15 protein-coding genes and 1 pseudogene are annotated in these 19,267 nt (G+C 60.6%); 6 read left to right on the top strand and 10 right to left on the bottom strand.

What is annotated here, in order from left to right; translation table 11 throughout:
* Positions 1-31: 31 nt before the first annotated feature.
* Both gyrA and mtnA read right to left on the bottom strand, forming a co-directional pair.
* A complete protein-coding gene (gyrA, locus tag CAF73_RS29325; RefSeq protein WP_085699927.1) occupies positions 32-2,695 on the bottom strand; it encodes a DNA gyrase subunit A in 2,664 nt (887 codons plus the stop codon).
* Between the two features lie 439 nt (positions 2,696-3,134).
* On the bottom strand, positions 3,135-4,211 hold the full coding sequence (gene mtnA / locus CAF73_RS29320; protein WP_085705401.1) for an S-methyl-5-thioribose-1-phosphate isomerase: 1,077 nt from the start codon (positions 4,209-4,211) through the stop codon (positions 3,135-3,137).
* Between the two features lie 108 nt (positions 4,212-4,319).
* On the opposite strand from mtnA, the gene CAF73_RS29315 reads away from it, so the two are divergent.
* From CAF73_RS29315 to CAF73_RS29295, 5 genes are all read left to right on the top strand, one after another.
* Positions 4,320-5,654: a TRZ/ATZ family hydrolase gene (locus CAF73_RS29315; RefSeq protein WP_085705400.1), complete on the top strand. Its 1,335-nt coding sequence runs from the start codon at positions 4,320-4,322 to the stop codon at positions 5,652-5,654.
* A gap of 57 nt (positions 5,655-5,711) precedes the next feature.
* Positions 5,712-6,410, top strand: coding sequence for a bifunctional 2-polyprenyl-6-hydroxyphenol methylase/3-demethylubiquinol 3-O-methyltransferase UbiG (ubiG, locus tag CAF73_RS29310; protein WP_065257165.1), 699 nt, complete (start codon positions 5,712-5,714; stop codon positions 6,408-6,410).
* Between the two features lie 4 nt (positions 6,411-6,414).
* Positions 6,415-7,086 carry an N-acetylmuramic acid 6-phosphate phosphatase MupP gene (gene mupP / locus CAF73_RS29305; RefSeq protein WP_085705399.1) on the top strand — a complete coding sequence of 224 codons (672 nt, stop codon included), beginning with the start codon at positions 6,415-6,417 and terminating at the stop codon, positions 7,084-7,086.
* A gap of 90 nt (positions 7,087-7,176) precedes the next feature.
* Positions 7,177-7,917, top strand: coding sequence for a YciK family oxidoreductase (locus tag CAF73_RS29300; protein WP_085705398.1), 741 nt, complete (start codon positions 7,177-7,179; stop codon positions 7,915-7,917).
* A 362-nt stretch (positions 7,918-8,279) separates the two neighbouring features.
* The gene (locus tag CAF73_RS29295; protein ID WP_085705395.1) at positions 8,280-9,206 is read left to right on the top strand and encodes a GGDEF domain-containing protein; all 927 of its coding nucleotides are present in this window, start codon (positions 8,280-8,282) and stop codon (positions 9,204-9,206) included.
* A gap of 60 nt (positions 9,207-9,266) precedes the next feature.
* Here the strand turns inward: CAF73_RS29295 and CAF73_RS29290 are convergent, their stop codons facing one another.
* From CAF73_RS29290 to CAF73_RS29260, 7 genes are all read right to left on the bottom strand, one after another.
* Positions 9,267-10,061: a TenA family transcriptional regulator gene (locus CAF73_RS29290; RefSeq protein WP_085705394.1), complete on the bottom strand. Its 795-nt coding sequence runs from the start codon at positions 10,059-10,061 to the stop codon at positions 9,267-9,269.
* 46 nt (positions 10,062-10,107) lie between these two features.
* Positions 10,108-12,570 carry an EAL domain-containing protein gene (locus CAF73_RS29285; protein ID WP_085705393.1) on the bottom strand — a complete coding sequence of 821 codons (2,463 nt, stop codon included), beginning with the start codon at positions 12,568-12,570 and terminating at the stop codon, positions 10,108-10,110.
* A 532-nt stretch (positions 12,571-13,102) separates the two neighbouring features.
* Positions 13,103-14,920 (bottom strand): ABC transporter ATP-binding protein, encoded by a 1,818-nt coding sequence (locus CAF73_RS29280; RefSeq protein ID WP_085705391.1) that lies wholly within the window; start codon positions 14,918-14,920, stop codon positions 13,103-13,105.
* On the bottom strand, positions 14,913-15,515 hold the full coding sequence (locus CAF73_RS29275) for a DsbA family protein (RefSeq protein ID WP_170929764.1): 603 nt from the start codon (positions 15,513-15,515) through the stop codon (positions 14,913-14,915). Before CAF73_RS29275 ends, CAF73_RS29280 begins: the two co-directional genes overlap by 8 nt.
* Before the next feature lie 35 nt (positions 15,516-15,550).
* Entirely contained in the window at positions 15,551-16,501 is a 951-nt protein-coding gene (locus CAF73_RS29270; protein ID WP_085699904.1) for a rhodanese-related sulfurtransferase, read from the bottom strand.
* A gap of 117 nt (positions 16,502-16,618) precedes the next feature.
* Positions 16,619-16,918 carry a BolA family transcriptional regulator gene (locus tag CAF73_RS29265; protein ID WP_065257175.1) on the bottom strand — a complete coding sequence of 100 codons (300 nt, stop codon included), beginning with the start codon at positions 16,916-16,918 and terminating at the stop codon, positions 16,619-16,621.
* A 12-nt stretch (positions 16,919-16,930) separates the two neighbouring features.
* Complete coding sequence (locus tag CAF73_RS29260; RefSeq protein WP_085699902.1) at positions 16,931-17,449, bottom strand: DUF2059 domain-containing protein; 519 nt, start codon at positions 17,447-17,449, stop codon at positions 16,931-16,933.
* Between the two features lie 193 nt (positions 17,450-17,642).
* Between CAF73_RS29260 and CAF73_RS29255 the strand changes: the two genes are divergently transcribed.
* The gene (locus CAF73_RS29255; RefSeq protein ID WP_085705389.1) at positions 17,643-19,037 is read left to right on the top strand and encodes a class II fumarate hydratase; all 1,395 of its coding nucleotides are present in this window, start codon (positions 17,643-17,645) and stop codon (positions 19,035-19,037) included.
* A 115-nt stretch (positions 19,038-19,152) separates the two neighbouring features.
* Here the strand turns inward: CAF73_RS29255 and CAF73_RS30645 are convergent.
* Positions 19,153-19,267: pseudogene (locus CAF73_RS30645) on the bottom strand (IS110 family transposase); the annotation flags it as partial.

Raw genomic sequence — 19,267 nt, 5'->3', positions numbered from 1 at the left:
AGAGCAAACACTCTGCCCTGCTACGATTTGGTTAGTCTTGCGACTCTTCTTCGTCTGCGGCGTCCGCCTGCAGGTTATCGACCGCATCGTCCGGTTCGGCGCCGGTCACGCCTTGTTCCAGCTCGACACCTTCTTCACCTTCCAGCTCGTCACCTTCGACTTCCGACGGTTCCTGGACTCGCTCCAGACCGACCAGGGTTTCATCCTTGGCCAGTTTGATCAGGGTCACACCCTGGGTGTTACGACCCAGGCTGGAAACTTCGTCGACACGGGTACGCACCAGTGTGCCCTGGTCGGAAATCAGCATGATCTCCTCGCCGTCGAGCACCTGAACTGCACCGACCAGACGGCCGTTACGCTCGTTGCTGACCATGGCGATCACGCCCTGACCGCCACGCTTGTACTCAGGGAACTCGGTGATCGCGGTGCGCTTGCCATAACCACGCTCGGAAGCGGTGAGGATCTGGCTGCCTTCTTCCGGGATCAGCATCGAAATCAGCTTCTGCCCTTCTGGCAGACGCATGCCGCGCACACCACGAGCGGTACGGCCCATGGCACGAACGTCGGATTCCTTGAAGCGAGTCACCTTGCCGCCGTCGGAGAACAGCATCACTTCACGCGCGCCATCGGTGATGGCTGCGGAAATCAGCACGTCGCCTTCGTCCAGCTCCAGCGCGATCAGACCGACGCTGCGCTGACGGCTGAAGGATTCCAGTGGAGTCTTCTTCACGGTGCCGTTGGCGGTGGCCATGAAAATGTAGTGACCTTCGGTGTATTCCTCGACCGGCAGCATGGTGGTGATGTATTCACCGTCATCCAGCGGCAGCAGGTTGACCAGCGGACGACCACGGGCAGCACGGGATGCTTCCGGGATTTCGTAGGTTTTCAGCCAGTACACCTTGCCCTTGCTGGAGAACAGCAGCAGCGTGGTATGGCTGTTGGCAACCAGCAGGTGAGCGATGTAGTCCTCATCCTTGACGCCGGTAGCCGATTTGCCTTTACCGCCACGTCGCTGGGCCTGATACGCAGCCAGCGGCTGGGTCTTGGCATAACCGCCGTGGGAGATGGTCACGACGCGCTCTTCTTCCGGGATCATGTCGCCCAGGGTCAGGTCGAGACGGGCATCGAGGATTTCGGTGCGGCGCACGTCGCCGTATTCGGCGCGGATCACTTCCAGCTCTTCGCGAATCACTTCCATCAGGCGCGTGGCGCTGTTGAGGATGCGGATCAGCTCGCCGATCTGGTTGAGGATCTCTTGATACTCGGCCAGCAGCTTTTCGTGCTCCAGACCGGTCAGACGGTGCAGACGCAGCTCCAGAATGGCTTGCGCCTGTTCCGGCGACAGGAAGTACTTGCCGTCGCGCAGGCCGTATTGCGGGTCGAGGTTTTCCGGACGGCACGAATCGGCACCGGCGCGCTCGACCATGGTCATCACCGCACTGGATTCCCACGGCGTGCTGACCAGCGCTTCCTTGGCTTCCGACGGGGTCGGCGAGGCCTTGATCAGGGCAATGACCGGGTCGATGTTCGACAGGGCGACGGCCTGACCTTCGAGAATGTGACCACGCTCGCGCGCCTTGCGCAGTTCGAACACCGTGCGGCGGGTAACCACTTCACGACGGTGACGGACGAAGGCTTCCAGCAGGTCCTTGAGGTTCAGGATCCGTGGGCGGCCGTCGATCAGCGCAACGATGTTGATGCCGAATACCGATTGCAGCTGGGTCTGGGCGTAGAGGTTGTTGAGGATCACCTCAGGCACTTCGCCGCGGCGCAGCTCGATCACGACGCGCATACCGTCCTTGTCGGACTCGTCGCGCAGCTCGGTGATGCCTTCGAGTTTCTTCTCTTTTACCAGCTCGGCGATCTTCTCGATCAGACGCGCCTTGTTCAGCTGATAAGGGAGTTCAGTGATGACGATCTGCTGACGGCCACCGACCTTGTCGATGTCTTCAATGATCGAACGGGCGCGCATGTAAATGCGGCCGCGACCCGTGCGGTAGGCTTCAATGATGCCGGCGCGACCGTTGATGATCGCGGCCGTCGGGAAGTCCGGACCGGGGATGTATTGCATCAGCTCATCGACGGTCAGCTCAGGGTTGTCGATGAGGGCCAGGCAACCGTCGATGACTTCACCGAGGTTGTGCGGCGGAATGTTGGTTGCCATGCCCACGGCGATACCGCTGGAACCGTTGACCAGCAGGTTCGGCACGCGGGTCGGCATGACTGCGGGGATCAGTTCGGTGCCGTCGTAGTTCGGCACCCAGTCCACGGTTTCCTTGTGCAGGTCGGCCAGCAGCTCGTGCGCCAGCTTGGTCATGCGCACTTCGGTGTATCGCATGGCCGCGGCGTTGTCGCCGTCCACCGAACCGAAGTTGCCCTGGCCGTCGACCAGCAGGTAACGCAAGGAGAAAGGCTGCGCCATGCGGACGATAGTGTCGTACACCGCGGTATCACCGTGCGGGTGATACTTACCGATCACGTCGCCGACGACACGGGCAGATTTCTTGTACGGCTTGTTGAAGTCGTTGCCCAGCTCGCTCATCGCGAACAGCACGCGACGGTGCACGGGCTTCAAGCCATCGCGCGCATCCGGCAGTGCACGGCCGACGATCACGCTCATCGCGTAGTCGAGATAGGACTGTTTCAGCTCGTCTTCGATATTGACCGGGAGGATTTCTTTGGCCAGTTCGCCCATGAGAAGCCTGATTCCTTTTTCTGGTGAAACTTCGCCATATCCATAGGGGACGCACGAAGCTCGTCGATGCAGGCCGAGTGCCATGCGCCGACTTACGACAAATCGACAAGTTGACCCTGGATTTGCGCAGTGAAGACAACCCCGTGGGACTGCCTCGGAAAACGCCGGATGTTATCACAAGAGCCGCCACGCACCTATCCCCCAGATGCGCATGGAGCATAGTTAGATGACCGATGACAGGCTTAACGGGGACGAGAGAGGCTCAGAGCTTCCCTGAATGCAAATTTGAGGTCAGGTTTGGGGATGTTTATTGACATTTATGGCCTCATCGCTGGCACGTCGAGTCGTCGCACCGCAGCTCCCACAAAATCGGCGGCATGCACAAAACCTGTGGGAGCTGGCTTGCCAGCGATAGCGTCCGAACAGAGGCCAGAGTCAATCAATGCAGGCGCTTGCGGCACATCAACTGCGCCATTTTCGCGGTATCCGGGCGCTCTACGATGCCTTTCTCGGTGACGATCGCATCGATCAGGTCTGCCGGGGTCACGTCAAACACCGGGTTGAACGCTTCAACTTCAGCGCCGACGCGCTTGCCGCCAACTTCCAGCAATTCGGCGCCGGCGCGCTCTTCGATCGGGATGTCATCACCGCTGGCCAGATTCATGTCGATGGTCGAACTCGGCGCCACCACCATGAAACGAACGCCATGGTGCATGGCGTTGACTGCCAGTTGATAGGTGCCAATCTTGTTCGCCACGTCGCCGTTGGCAGTGATCCGATCGGCGCCGACGATCACCCAGGTCACGCCTTTGGTTTTCATGATGTGCGCAGCGGCGGAGTCAGCGTTCAGGGTCACCGGAATGCCTTCGTTGGCCAGTTCCCACGCGGTCAGGCGCGAGCCCTGCAGCCACGGCCGGGTTTCGTCGGCGTAGACGCGCTCGACCATACCCTCGATGAATGCTGCGCGAATCACTCCGAGTGCCGTGCCGAAACCGCCGGTGGCCAGGGCGCCGGTGTTGCAGTGCGTCAGAATGGCCTGAGCATTGCCCTGATGCTTGCGAATCAGATCAACGCCGAGCTGAGCCATGGTCAGGTTGGCTTCGCGATCGCTTTCATGGATGGCAATGGCTTCGGCCTCCAGCGTCGCCAGCGGATCGGCGTTTTCTTTCAACCGGTCCAGCCGGTCATGCATGCGGTTCAACGCCCAGAACAGATTCACCGCCGTCGGCCGGGAATCGGCCAGCAGCATGAAATCCTCTTCCAGCGCCGCGTACCAGTCGCCACCTTCGGCAATCCGGGCACGGGCGGCCAGCACGATGCCGTAGGCTGCACTGATGCCGATGGCCGGCGCACCGCGCACTACCATCGAACGAATCGCCTCGGCCACGCCGGCGGCGCTGGTGTAGGCGATCCAATTTTCCTCGAACGGCAAAACGCGCTGATCCAGCAGGTGGAGCGCGCCATCACGCCAATCGATGGCCTTTACTTTCTCCGCAGCCAATAGTCGATCGCGCATCCCTCACCCCGCACTCATGAACAAAAGCCGCCGATTATAGCGATCCCCCCGCGAAGACGCTCGGGTATACTTCGCCATCCTTTACAAAAGCACTGGAACCGACCCTCGATGCCGAAACCTGCCGTTGCGCTCGACTTATTATTGCTGCCGACCTGGCTGGTACCCGTCGAACCTGCAGGCGTTGTGCTCAAGGAGCATGGCCTGGGCATCCGCGACGGCCGCATCGTGTTTATCGGCCCGCGTGCCGAAGCGCTGAAGTGTAACGCCGCCGAAGTCCACGAACTGCCAGACGTCCTGATCAGCCCCGGCCTGATCAACGCCCACGGCCACGCCGCGATGACGCTGTTTCGGGGCCTGGCCGACGATCTGCCGCTGATGACCTGGCTGGAAAACCACATCTGGCCGGCCGAGGGCAAATGGGTCGATGAAGATTTTGTGCGTGACGGCACCGATCTGGCCATCGCCGAACAGATAAAAGGTGGCATCACCTGTTTTTCGGACATGTACTTCTTCCCGAAGGTTGCCAGCGAGCGCGTACACAACAGCGGAATCCGCGCACAGATTGCGATTCCGATCCTCGACTTCCCGATTCCGGGGGCCGCCAGCGCCGATGAAGCCATTCGTCAGGGTGTCGAACTGTTCGGCGACCTCAAGCATCACGAGCGCATCAAGATCACTTTCGGCCCTCATGCACCCTACACGGTTGGCGATGAGAACCTGGAAAAAATCCGTGTGATCGCCGAAGAACTGGACGCCTCGATCCACATGCACGTCCACGAAACCGCTTTCGAAGTACAGCAAGCAGTCGAACAGCGCGGCGAACGCCCGCTGGCCCGGCTCGGTCGCCTCGGCCTGCTCGGCCCGCGCTTCCAGGCCGTGCACATGACCCAGATCTGCGATGACGACCTGGCGTTGCTGGTAGAAAGCAACACCAGCGTGATCCACTGCCCGGAGTCGAACCTGAAACTGGCCAGCGGTTTCTGCCCGGTGGAGCGCCTGTGGCAGGCCGGGGTCAACGTGGCCGTCGGCACCGATGGCGCGGCGAGCAACAACGATCTGGACCTGCTGGGCGAAACCCGCACCGCTGCATTGCTGGCCAAAGCTGTCGCCGGCTCGGCCACCGCGCTGGACGCCCACCGGGCGCTGCGCATGGCCACGCTGAACGGCGCGCGGGCCTTGGGGATCGAAGCCGAGACCGGCTCGCTGGAACTCGGCAAGGCGGCAGACATCGTCGCCTTCGACCTGTCCGGCCTGGCGCAGCAACCGGTCTATGACCCGGTCTCGCAGCTTATTTACGCCACCGGCCGCGACTGCGTGAAACACCTGTGGGTTGCCGGCAAGCAGTTGCTCGACAACCGCCGCCTGACCCGCCTTGACGAACAACAGCTCGGCGAAACCGCCCGAGCCTGGGGCCGACGCATCAGTGGCCACACCGAATCGTAAACACCCCGGGACAAACTCCGGGGCTACAGCCTTTTTCAAGTTTTAGAGGATTGAATCATGAGCAACGTCGACCACGCCGAAATCGCCAAATTCGAAGCCCTGGCCCATCGCTGGTGGGACCGCGAAAGCGAATTCAAACCGCTGCACGACATCAACCCGCTGCGGGTCAACTGGATTGACGAGCGGGTCAATCTGGCCGGCAAGAAGGTTCTGGACGTCGGTTGCGGCGGCGGCATCCTCAGCGAAGCCATGGCCCAGCGCGGCGCGACCGTGACCGGCATCGACATGGGCGAAGCGCCGTTGGCGGTCGCGCAACTGCATCAGCTGGAGTCCGGCGTGAACGTCGAGTACCGGCAAATCACCGCCGAAGCCCTGGCCGAAGAAATGCCCGAGCAGTTCGACGTCGTCACCTGCCTGGAAATGCTCGAGCACGTACCGGATCCATCCTCGGTGATCCGTGCCTGCTTCCGCATGGTCAAGCCCGGCGGCCAGGTGTTCTTCTCCACCATCAACCGCAACCCGAAGGCGTACCTGTTCGCCATCGTCGGCGCCGAATACATCATGAAGCTGCTGCCGCGCGGCACCCACGACTTCAAGAAATTCATCCGCCCTTCCGAGCTCGGCGCCTGGAGCCGCATGGCCGGCCTGACCGTCAAGGACATCATCGGTCTGACCTACAACCCGCTGACCAAGCACTACAAACTGTCGGCGGACGTTGACGTCAACTACATGATCCAGACCCTGCGCGAGGAATAAGCCGATGGCCATCAGAGCAGTCCTTTTCGACATGGACGGCACTCTGCTCGACACCGCGCCGGACTTCATCGCCATCTGCCAGGCGATGCGCGCGGATCGTGGCTTGCCGCCCATGAACGACAAACACATCCGCGATGAAATTTCCGGCGGTGCCAAGGCCATGGTCGCGGTGACATTCTCGATGGATCCGGAGTCGCCGGGTTTCGAGGAACTGCGCCTGGAGTTCCTTGAGCGCTACCTCGTCGGTTGCGCCGTGCACAGCAAGCTGTTCGAGGGCATGGGCGAATTGCTGGCCGACATCGAGAAAGCCAATCTGATCTGGGGCGTGGTCACTAACAAACCGCTGCGCTTCGCCGAGCCGATCATGCAGCAACTGGGGCTGGCCGAGCGCTCGGCACTGCTGATCTGCCCGGATCACGTGAAGAACAGCAAGCCGGATCCCGAGATGCTGATCCTCGCCTGCAAGATGCTTGATCTGGATCCGTCAACCGTTCTGTTTATCGGCGATGATCTGCGCGATATCGAATCCGGCCGTGACGCCGGCACCAGGACCGCTGCCGTGACCTATGGCTACATTCACCCGGACGACAACCCTCGGCACTGGGGCGCGGACGTGGTGGTGGATCATCCGCTGGAGCTGCGCAAGGTGCTGGATAACGCACTTTGCAGCTGCTGAGGCCTGACGCGGAGCGTTATTGGCTGCATTCCCGCGCCGACGGTTCGACGCCTCGACGTGGGAATGATCTGACTCTTGATGAGGTTTTTTATGTTTGATTACTCCGCTCGCCCCGAATTGCTCAAGGATCGGGTCATTCTGGTCACCGGTGCCGGTCGTGGCATCGGCGCGGCTGCCGCCAAGACCTACGCCGCCCACGGCGCGACCGTGCTGTTGCTGGGCAAGACCGAAGCCAACCTGACCCAGGTCTACGACGAGATCGAAGCGGCCGGGCATCCGCAGCCGGCCGTAATCCCGTTCAACCTCGAAACCGCCCTGCCCCATCAATACGATGAGCTGGCGGCGATGATCGAGACCGAGTTCGGCCACCTCGACGGCCTGCTGCACAACGCCTCGATCATCGGCCCGCGCACGCCGATCGAGCAGTTGTCCGGTGAAAACTTCATGCGCGTCATGCAGGTCAACGTCAACGCCACTTTCATGCTGACCAGCACGCTGTTGCCGCTGCTCAAACTGTCGCAGGACGCGTCGGTGGTCTTCACCTCCAGCAGTGTCGGGCGCAAGGGTCGTGCTTACTGGGGCGCCTATGGCGTGTCGAAGTTCGCCACCGAAGGCTTGATGCAAACCCTGGCCGACGAAGTCGAAAACGTGGCCCCGGTGCGCTCCAACAGCATCAACCCGGGTGCCACCCGCACCAGCATGCGCGCCCAGGCTTACCCGGGTGAAAACCCGCTGAACAACCCGACACCGGAAGAGATCATGCCGGTCTATCTGTACCTGATGGGCCCCGACAGCACCGGTATCAATGGCCAGGCCTTCAACGCCCAGTAATGCCATACGTCGCATTTGTTGCCGTGGCGGAATCCCGTCGCGGCATGCAATTGCCGCTCTGAGCAGCGCAAACTCAGTCAAATATCCATCATCTTTACCGCCTACAAAGCCCCAACCTGTTGATTCAAAACGGTTTTCAAAAAATATGAACCGTATGGCACGACTTTCGCTCTACATTTCCTCAAAGCACGCCGAGTGAAGGCAGTCGGGCGAGGACCGATTCGATAGCTGACTAATCGTCATCGCGCAGACTAAACTTGTGACAAATGTCCTACGGGACTGATGGATCAGTATGACGCGCAGCCCATAGCCGCTCTCACCCAGCCTGTAAGACAGACTTACTGCTTAGGGGCTCACGCCATATGAAATCACCCTCCCAGACCACTGCAATTGACTTCGACAGTGCCAAATTGCAACGCCTGGGCTTTGGTCAGCATCCGTCTCTGCTGGCGCGACCTGTCAGCCTGGCGCAATTGCGCCAGCAAATGAGCCTGCAACTGCAAACCAGCCTCGAGCCACAACGCATCCTCGGTCTTTTTTTCCGCGAAGTTCAGCGCCTCGTGCCGCTGGACGCTCTGACTTATGTGCACAGCGGCAGCGACCTGCGCCTGGAATTCGGCGCCCGCGGACACCACTCGGCCAGTTACAGCCTCAGTCACGAAGGCGAGCACATGGGTGAACTGGTATTCCGCCGCAACCAGCGCTTCAGCGAACAGGAACTGGGCAATCTCGAGTCGCTGCTGTCGGCCCTGCTGTATCCGATGCGCAATGCCCTGCTGTACCGTGCCGCCACGCAAAGCGCCTTGCGTGATCCGTTGACCGGTGCCGGCAACCGCATTGCCATGGAGCAGACGCTGCAACGGGAAATCGAGATGTCCCGCCGACACCTGCAACCTCTGTCGTTGCTGATGCTGGACATCGATCATTTCAAACAGGTCAACGACCTTCATGGCCACGGCGCCGGCGATGACGTACTCAAAGCCGTAGCCGCATCGATCAAGGGCCAGTTGCGCAATGTCGACATGGTGTTTCGCTATGGCGGCGAAGAGTTTCTGATCCTGCTGTCCAACACCGCTCGCGATGCGGCCGCCATGGTCGGCGAGCGCCTGCGTCAGGCAGCGCAGGCCCAGGATTACTACGCCAATAATCAATTGATCGAACTCACCGTGAGCCTCGGCTGCTCGACCCTGTTGCCGGGCGAATCCGCCGACAGCCTGCTGCGCCGCGCCGACAGCGCGCTATATGTCGCCAAGCGCGAGGGTCGCAATCGCCTGACCATGGCGGGCTGATTTTTTGCAGCCGACAAAAACGGGAGCCGAGGCTCCCGTTTTTTATTGATGTCGCCGAAATCAGCTCTCGACCAGCGCCCGACGCTCACGTCCGACCATCACCCGCTCCGACAGCTCAAGCTGCATGCAGCGCTCCAGGAACAGGTACATGTAGTCGTAGCTCTTGCAAATCGCCTGTCGCAGTTCCACCTGCAAGGCCTTGCTAGGGTTCGTCCCGGCCAGGGTGCAGATGATCTCCAGCGCTTCCCAAGGGTGGGCATCGTCGTACTGGGCGTGCATCTTCAGCCACTTCATCGCCCGCTTGCGATCCTCTTCAGGGAAGGCGGCGGCATAGACACCCGTCGAACACACCAGCGCCGACCACTCCCCGGTCGCGCCTTCGATGGCGTAGTTGGTGGCTGCGATGGCCACGATCAGTGAATCCGCCGAACTGGTGTGCCAGCACCAATGGCTCAGAGCATGCAGCTCCGGTGGCACTTGCTGCGCCTGCAAATCTTCCAGGCTCACCCCATGGGCCCGGCTCCAGTGCAGCCAGTAATCGGCATGGTTGAGTTCGACGCGGATGTTGCGCATCAACCAGCGCCGCGCCATGTCTTCACCCGGGTGACGGGCGAATTTGGTTTTGGTGAGGTTCTGCGCCATGTACAAGGCGAATTGCTCAACGACGGGCCAGCCCCCGATCAGGTACTGGCGCATGGTTTTGGCGCTGAGCTTGTTATCACGCATGCGCAGATAAAGTTCATGTTCGACAACCCGGCGTTTGCTCTCGCTGCAATCCTGGATCAACTGTTGCGCCCAGGCGGGATAACTTGCAGCTTCCATGAGTGGTCCGGTTCGGTTGAATGTGTCGATCACTGTTCGGCTCCTTTTGATTTGTGATTGTAAGGATCGGCAAGAGACTTCAACGGAATTTGCCAGGCGCCTTGAATAACAGTGGCTGCGGTCTGGCGGGCCGACTTTGCAAACTGTCACAGGTAAACAACTGCGGGCGTTCCACAACATAACCCTGAGCGTAATCCACGCCGATTTCAAGCAACGCCTGCTCGATCTGCGCCGTTTCAACAAACTCGGCAATTGTCTGCTTACCCATGACATGCCCGATGTGATTGATCACTTCGACCATTGCACGGTTAATCGGGTCGTCCAGCATATCCTTTACGAAACTCCCGTCGATCTTCAGGAAGTCTACAGGCAAATGTTTCAAATAAGCGAATGAAGACATTCCGGCACAAAAGTCATCGAGCGAAAAATAACAACCCAAGCCCTTGAGTTCATTAATAAATCTGATTGCACTACCGAGATTTGCAATGGCACTGGTTTCTGTAATTTCAAAACAAATCATTTCAGGCGGTATGCCGTAGTTATCAAACTGCTCGCGTAGAAAGTGCAAAAAAGCGTCATCTCCGATAGTAATGCCTGAAAGATTAATCGCACACATTGCCAGAGGCCCTTCGCACTCTTCGTTAATACATTGAGCAATAACCTTAAATACATTCTGCACAACCCAGCGATCCAATGAGGTCATCAAACCGTAACGCTCAGCCGCCGGTATGAAACTGTCCGGGAGAATCATCCGACCCGCTTCGTCATGCAGGCGCAGCAGAATTTCGATGTGCCCGCGGGAGCCTCCGGCAACCGAATTCAGCGGAGCGATTTCCTGGGCGTAGAGACAGAAGCGGTTTTCCTCCAGGGCCATGTGCAGGCGCTGTACCCATGCCATCTCGCCGAAGCGCAGAGACAGCTCCGAATCGTCGGCGTGATAGACCTGCACCCGGTTGCGGCCCTTTTCCTTGGCCATGTAGCAGGCCATGTCGGCGGCCCGCAATGAGGCTTCGAGGGTGGTCGGGGTTTGCGCGACGTGCACCAGGCCGATGCTGACAGTGGTCAGGAACGGCCGGCCCTTCCAGACGAAATGCAGGTTCTGCACGGTCTGGCGCAGCCCCTCGGCGATTTTCTCGGCCGCCTCCGGCGCGCAGTTCTCCAGCAGGATGCCGAACTCGTCCCCACCCAGCCGCGCCAGGGTGTCGCCCTCGCGCAGGCCCGATTGCAGCAACGCACAGATATGCCGCAACAACTCATCGCCGGCCGCATGCCCGCAAGTGTCATTGACCAGCTTGAACTGATCGAGATCGAGGAACATCAGCGCATGCCGTCCCGGCTGCCGGGTCAGGTTGTGCAGGGCCTGTTCGAGGCGGTATTCGAACTCGCGACGGTTGGCCAGCCCGGTCAGCGCATCGTGAGTGGCCTGCCACGACAGATTGGCGATGTATTGCCGCTCCTGAGTCATGTCATGCAGCACCAGCACGGTACCGCTGACCTTGCCGGCGTTGCGGATCGGCGCGCCGACCAGGGTCACTGACACGGTGCTGCCATCCAGCCGCTGGATCAGCTTCGAATGCTCGCTGCCGCCCGTGAGCTGGCCGCTGAGAATGTGCTCGATCAGCGTCAACCCCTCATTCTGGGCGTTGTCATCCAGCAGGTTGAACAACGCCGCCAGCGGGAGACCGGCAGCCTGCTCGGCCTTCCAGTGGGTCAACGCCTCGGCGGCCGGGTTCATATAGTCGATCGCCCCGCTCACATCGGTGGTGATCACCCCGTCGCCAATCGAGTGCAAGGTGACATGGGCGCGGTCCTTTTCCAGTTGCAGCGCTTCGGCGAAAGCGTGCCGCTGCTTGAGCAATTTGCGGGTACGCAGCAGTGCCAGCACGATCAGGCCCAGCGCGGTGGCAAGGTTGGTGAACAGCAGCAGGCGCAGGATCATCCGCGAGCCTTCGCCCAAGGCATCGCTGAACGCCTTGGCGGCCGGGGTCACGCCATCATTGATGGCAAAAATCCGCTCTTTCCAGCGCCGGATATCGGCCTCGGTGGCGGCATTGGCAGTGATGCGCTGATGCATCTCCTGCGCCACGCCGTCGAGCTCCACCAGATAGGCATCGCCCAGCGTCCAGCGGTCGATGGCGGTTTCCAGGTAACTGAAGTGACGGAAATTCAGGTACAGCCAGATCAGACTGGACACATCGTCCGGATGATTGCCGCCCTTGAGGATGCCTTCGCGCGCCGCTTGCAGGTCGGGCGGTTGCTTGTCCAGCGCCAGACGCAACTGATGGCCACCCTGAGGCACGGCAATCGCCGTCTGGTATTTGAGGTAAATCGCCTCGTCTCGGCTGTCGGCATACAGGTTGAGGTAATAGATGGCGTCTTTCTGGCCCTTGGACCAGAGGCTTTCGCCTGCCACATACCCTCGAACCGCAGAAAGGACGTAAAGACTCACGCCCCCCAGCAAGGCTTGAAACAACACGACGGCAATGAATGGCCAGACGATGCCCAGCAACCGAGGCGTTCCGAGAGTCCGCTTTTGTTTCATTGGATTCCTTGCGTGGTCACTGCCTGATCGTCCGTCTCTATCAGACCAACTCCCAAAGACTAGGAGGCGTTCGGGGTTACGGCAAGCGGCGGATCGGCCCTGATTCAGTACAAACGCAGCCTTATACATATGTAACGCCGCACAATTGGCTGGCGGCGTTTCACTGGCACTCCAGTTGTTCCCTCTCAGGGCAGGAAATCGTTCTCGCGGAGTGCTGCATCACATCGATCTCTCTTGCTACAACCGACACACCAGACACTCAGGAGTTTCGTGTCAGACAGGCATCGGGACTTGATTCGGGCCCCGACATCAAAGACCTGGCTCCCTCACCCGCCGCACGGGAAAACCATCAATCGCATAAGGCGAGAAACATCGCGCATGCCGACGTCGTGACCGCCAGGACAGCGAGGCCAAACAGGTCAGCTTGTTGCGCAAAAAGTATCGCCTCGGTGGACGTGGCCACAAGCCTGCCGCCGAGCAACAGCTGGTCACGACGCCACGACAGATGGATTGAAGGTGCTGCGCAGCTGATCTACAACCGCTGCAAATGCCCATAAAGCTTGGCGTACAACCCGCCATCGGCAATCAGTTGCTGATGGTCGCCATCCTCGGCCACTTGCCCGCCGTCGAACACCAGCACCCGGTCCGCCTGCTTCACCGCTGACAAGCGGTGGGCGATGATCAGCGTGGTGCGGCCATGGAGGAACCGCGCCATGGCCTGGTGCAGGTTGTATTCGGTGGCGGCGTCGAGGGCTGACGTCGCCTCGTCGAGAATCACCACTTTGGGTTCGGCGAGAATCATCCGCGCGATCGCCAGACGTTGCCGCTGACCGCCGGACAAGCGCACGCCGGAGCGGCCGACGATGCTGTCCAACCCGTCCGGCAAGGCGCGGATGGTGGGTTCGAGCTGGGCGATTTCCAGTGCCTGCCAGCAGGCTTCGTCGCTACGGGTGCGGCCCATGGTCAGGTTGGCGCGCACGCTGTCGTTGAACAGCGCCGGATGTTGCAGCACCACCGCGACATTTTCCCGAACCGTTTCCAGGCCGATTTCCTGCTGGGTCGATCCGCCGAAACGGATCGTCCCGGCCAGTGGCGTGTAGAGCCCCAGCAGCAATTGCACGAGGGTACTTTTGCCGCCACCACTGGCGCCGACAATCGCCACTTTTTCACCAGGAGCGATGGACAGATTCAACTGGTCCAGCACCAGTTCGTCGCCGTAACCGAAGCTCAACCCTTGCACCTGAATCCCGACGGTATCGCGGCCCTTGAACGGATCGACACCGCCGGGGTATTGCGGCTCGTCGGCGCGCGCCAGCAGTTCGTTGATCCGCGACAGCGCACCGCCTGCCGCGTAGTAGGCGTATTGCAGGTTCAGCAGTTGTTCGACCGGGCCGATCATGAACCACAGATAGCTGAACACCGCGAGCATCTGGCCGATCGACAGATCGGAGAACAACACCGTGAGCATGGCCGCCGCGCGGAAGATATCGATGCCGAACTGAAACAGCAGACCACTGGCCCGGTTCGAGGCGTCGGTCTTCCATTGCGAATTGACTGCATAGTTGCGCACTTCCTGCGCTCGCAGGCCGAGGCGCCCGAGAAAAAAGCCCTGACGGTTGCCGGCGCGCACTTCCTGTATCGCATCAAGGGTTTCGCTCAGCGCCTGAGTGAAGCGCGAGGTGCTGTCGTTCTCCAGTTTCTTCAGGTGCTTGACCCGCTTGCCCAACTGCACCGTGGCGTAGATCACCAGCGGGTTGAATAGCAGGATCAGCAATGCCAGTTTCCAGTGCATCCACATCAGGATGCTGGCGGTGCCGACCAGGGTCAGCATCGCCACCAGGAAACGGCTGAGGGTTTCGCCGACAAACTTGTCGAGGGTGTCGAGATCGGTGACCAGGTGGGTGGTGACCGTGCCGCTGCCCAGGCTTTCGTATTCACCGAGGGAAATGCGTTTCAGACGCTCGATCAGCCGCACGCGAATGCGATAAACGATGTCCTTGGCCAGCCGCGCAAACAACCGCGCCTGCAATACGCCAAAACACAGGGCGCTGCAGCGCAGGGTCAGCGTCACCACCAGCATCAGGCCGATATAGCCTGCCGCCTGCTGCCACATCGAAGGCAGCACATGGTTCATGACTTTCAGCGCCGCATCGCCGTGACCGAGCAGGACTTCGTCCACCAACAACGGCAACAGCAGCGGAATCGGCACGCTGCACAGCGTCGCCAGTACGGCCACGCCGTTGGCGATCCACAGGGACTTTTTGTGATGAAGTGCCAATCGCCGGACTTCAGCCCAGCTCAGCCGGTCGACACGCTTGACGGCTGGCGTGTCATCGGCCGGGTCAGACACAGGCGGCGCGCTCCAGCCATCGACCGAGCAACGGCGACAGTTCACTGAGCGGCTGGTAACCGTTGGTCAGCAACGCCAGTTGGCCATTACGCTCGGCGAGCAGCGTCGGGAATCCGGCGATGCCCAGATCCTGCACCCAGCTGAAATCGGCCTGGGTCGCCTTGTGTTGATCGGCATGATCAAACAGGGCAGCAAATTCGATGCGCGGGACGCCGGCCTTCTCGGCCAGCTCCACCAGAACGCTGGCCTGGGTGACATCGCGACCTTCGACGTAAAACGCGTGCTGGATCAACCCGACCAGTTTCCACGCGCAATCCGGCGCCAGGCTGCGCGCGGTGACGATGGCCCGGCAGGCAGGTTCGGTGTCGTAGACAAAACCGTCCGGCAATGCGCCTTCCAGCTTGAACGGCTGGCCAGTGGCCTCGGTAACCGCCTGCCAGTGTTCGAGAATGTAGCGCCGGGTGGTCGGCTCAAGCGCCGCACCGCTGCCGGTACGCAACCCGCCGACCACCAGGTGCAGTTCCACCCCGGCTGCCTGCGCCTGCTCCACCAATGCCTTGGCTACCGGAGCAAATCCCCAGCACCACGAACACATCGGATCCATCACATAGAGCAGGCGTGCAGACATGATTAAGCCTCGGTGGATGCTTGCTTATCTTGCTTATAGTTGTAGCCGATCGGGTGCGGCATGTTGCGCGCTTTTGCCAGCTCGATCTGCTTCTGGCGGTCGATGGCGCTGCGGCGGGTCTTCTCGCTCAGGGTGTCCCAGCAGTGCGGGCAGCTGATGCCGGCCACGTAATGCTCGGAGGCGCGATCTTCAACGCTGACCGGGGTGCGGCAGGCATGGCACTGATCGTAGTCGCCTTCGCTCAGGTCATGGCGCACGGTCACGCGGTTGTCGAATACAAAGCAGTCGCCCTGCCATTTGGTTTCTTCCTGCGGCACTTCTTCGAGGTACTTCAGGATGCCGCCCTTGAGGTGGTAAACCTCTTCGAAACCTTCGCCGAGCATGTAGCTGGAGGCTTTTTCACAACGAATGCCGCCGGTGCAGAACATCGCGACCTTCTTGTGCACGGCCGGATCGAAGTGTTCTTTGATGTAGTCGGGGAATTCGCGAAAACTGGTGGTTTTCGGATCGATGGCGCCTTCGAAGGTGCCGATCGAGACTTCGTAATCGTTGCGGGTGTCGATCAGCAACACTTCCGGATCGCTGATCAGCGCATTCCAGTCCCGCGGTTCAACGTAGGTGCCGACCTTCTTGTTCGGGTCGACGCCTTCGACGCCCAGGGTCACGATCTCTTTCTTGAGCTTGACCTTGGTGCGATAGAACGGCTGCTCGTCGCAGTACGATTCCTTGTGATCGATATCGACCATGCGCGGATCGTTGCGCAGCCAGGCCAGCAGGCCGTCGATGCCTTCACGGCTGCCGGAAACCGTGCCGTTGATGCCTTCTTCGGCGATCAGCAGAGTGCCTTTGATGCCGTTGTCGACCATCGCTTGCAACAGGGGCTCGCGCAGGCTGACGTAATCTTCGAGGGTGACGAACTTGTACAGTGCCGCCACGACAATCGGTTGTGTCATGGGTATTTCTCCAGGTGGCTACCCTCGTAAAGGGTGAACCGGATGCGAAAAAAAACGCGCCGGGTGAGCGGCGCGTTGCGGATTCTAGCAAAAAACCTCAGTTCATTGCTGCAAGGCTCAATGCTTGCTGCCGCCGGCACAGGTCGGCGACGCCGGAGCGGCACCTACCTCTGCCCATTCCTGCGGGGTGTAGGTGTGCAGCGCCAACGCATGGAACTCGCCCATCAGCTCGCCGAGCGTGCCGTAGACTTTCTGGTGGCGCTTGACCCGGTTCAGGCCTTCGAACTGCGCACTGACCACCACTGCCTTGAAGTGGGTCTGCAACCCTCGACTGTGCATGTGGCTTTCGTCCAGCACTTGCAGATGCTCAGGCTGAAGCAGCGCCAGCGTCGATTCGATGCGTTGTTGCATGGTCATCACGAACTCCGCTTACTTCTTCTTGGCCGGAGCCGCGCCTTTCGGTGCCAGCTCGTTGGTCATGTCGTCCAGCAGCTTGTTGACCACCGGTACCGCGCTTTCCAGTTTGGCCTGGGTCATCTGGGCCGATTGCTGAGTCAGCTGCGGCATCTTTTCCAGGACTTTCTTGCCCAGTGGCGACTGGTAGAACGCGACCAGATCTTTCAACTCCTGTTCGCTGAAGTTGCTGGTGTAGAGCTTGACCATGTCCGGCTTCAGCTTGTTCCAGCCGATGGCCTGGTCCAGGGCGGCGTTGGCCTTGGCCTGGTAGGTATCCAGTACGGCTTTCTTGGATTCCGGCGCCTTGGTCTGTTCAAAACGCTGGGCAAACATCTGCTGAACCTGCATGTACACCGGAGTGCCCAGCTTGTCAGCGTGCGCCAGGGTCAGGAAAGTTTCGGCACTGGCGTTGTGGCTGGCGGTATCGGCAAACACCTGGCCGCTGGCGCAAACCAGGGCAACCGCGGTGCAGATGGCACGAAGACGAATCATCGAGTTTCCTTTTCAGCTAGGCGAGGTCAAACCCCAAGGGCGACCATTCTGCGCCTGAATAACGCTGCGGCTCAACCCCCGGCCCTTGCCGCGCTTGATTGGCGGGGATTTGCCAGTCAACAATCGGCCGGAGGGAACCACCCGGGCCGACACCGGCCTAAACTGCGCAAACAGACCAACAGGAGTGTGCACGATGAGCCGTAACGAAACCGACAGCCTGGGCCCGATCGAAGTCCCGGACGACGCTTACTGGGGCGCTCAGACGCAACGCTCGCTGATCAACTTCGCCATTGGCCAGGAACGCATGCCCTTGCCGGTCCTGCACGCCCTGGCCCTGATCAAGAAAGCCGCGGCCCGGGTCAACGACCGCAACGGCGACCTGCCAGCCGACATCGCCCGCCTGATCGAACAGGCCGCCGACGAAGTGCTCGACGGCCAGCATGACGACCAGTTCCCGCTGGTGGTCTGGCAGACCGGCAGCGGCACGCAAAGCAACATGAACGTCAACGAAGTGATCGCCGGTCGCGCCAACGAACTGGCCGGCAACCCGCGCGGCGGCAAGACGCCAGTGCACCCCAACGATCACGTCAACCGCTCGCAGAGTTCCAACGACTGCTTTCCCACCGCCATGAGCATCGCCACTGCGCAAGCGGTGCAGGCCCAACTGCTGCCCGCCATCGCCGAGTTGTCGGGCGGCCTCGCCGAGCTGTCGGCACGGCACATGAAACTGGTGAAAACCGGTCGCACCCACATGATGGACGCCACGCCGATCACTTTCGGCCAGGAAATCTCCGGCTTCATAGCGCAGCTGGATTACGCCGAACGAGCGATCCGCGCAGCGTTGCCCGCAGTCTGCGAACTGGCGCAGGGCGGCACGGCAGTCGGCACCGGACTCAATTCGCCACACGGTTTCGGCGAAGCGATTGCCGCGGAACTGGCGGCACTGTCGGGCCTGCCATTCGTCACCGCGCCGAACAAGTTCGCAGCCCTCGCCGGCCATGAGCCGCTGAATACGCTGTCCGGCGCCCTGAAAACCCTCGCCGTGGCGCTGATGAAAATCGCCAACGACTTGCGTCTGCTGGGCTCGGGCCCACGCGCAGGTTTTGCTGAAGTGAAATTGCCGGCCAACGAACCAGGCAGTTCGATCATGCCCGGCAAGGTCAACCCGACGCAGTGCGAAGCGTTGTCGATGCTCGCCTGTCAGGTGCTGGGCAACGACGTGGCAATCGGTTTTGCCGCCAGCCAGGGTCATCTGCAACTGAACGTGTTCAAACCGGTGATCATCCACAACTTGCTGCAATCGATCCGCCTGCTGGCCGACGGTTGCAGCAACTTCCAGCAGCACTGCATCGCCGGGCTTGAACCGGATGCCGAAATCATGGCGAAACATCTGGAACGCGGGCTGATGCTGGTGACGGCGCTGAACCCGCACATCGGCTACGACAAGTCGGCGGAAATCGCCAAGAAGGCCTACAGCGAGGGCAAGACCCTGCGCGAAGCCGCGCTGGAACTGGGTTATCTGACCGATGAGCAGTTCGACGCCTGGGTACGGCCGGAGAACATGATCGAGGCCGGCGCCAAGGGCTGAATCCCGTAGCGCCAGAAAGTCCGTCATCGCGAGCAAGCTCGCTCCCACAGTTGACCGCATTCCCCTGTCAGGAATGCGGTTTAATGTGGGAGATTCTATGGTTTAGGGGAAACCCTCAACTTGCTTTCGGCTGGTATTCGCTCTGCCCCTTTAGTAGTGCGAATACGACCCGAGCAAGTTTACGGGCCAGAATCACCAGTGCCTGAGTGGTGCTGAACCCTTTAGCTCGT

The organism is Pseudomonas sp. B15(2017), assembly GCF_002113215.1.
In the GTDB taxonomy this organism is placed as follows: Bacteria; Pseudomonadota; Gammaproteobacteria; order Pseudomonadales; family Pseudomonadaceae; genus Aquipseudomonas.
This window is presented reverse-complemented; position numbering and strand designations above follow the sequence as displayed.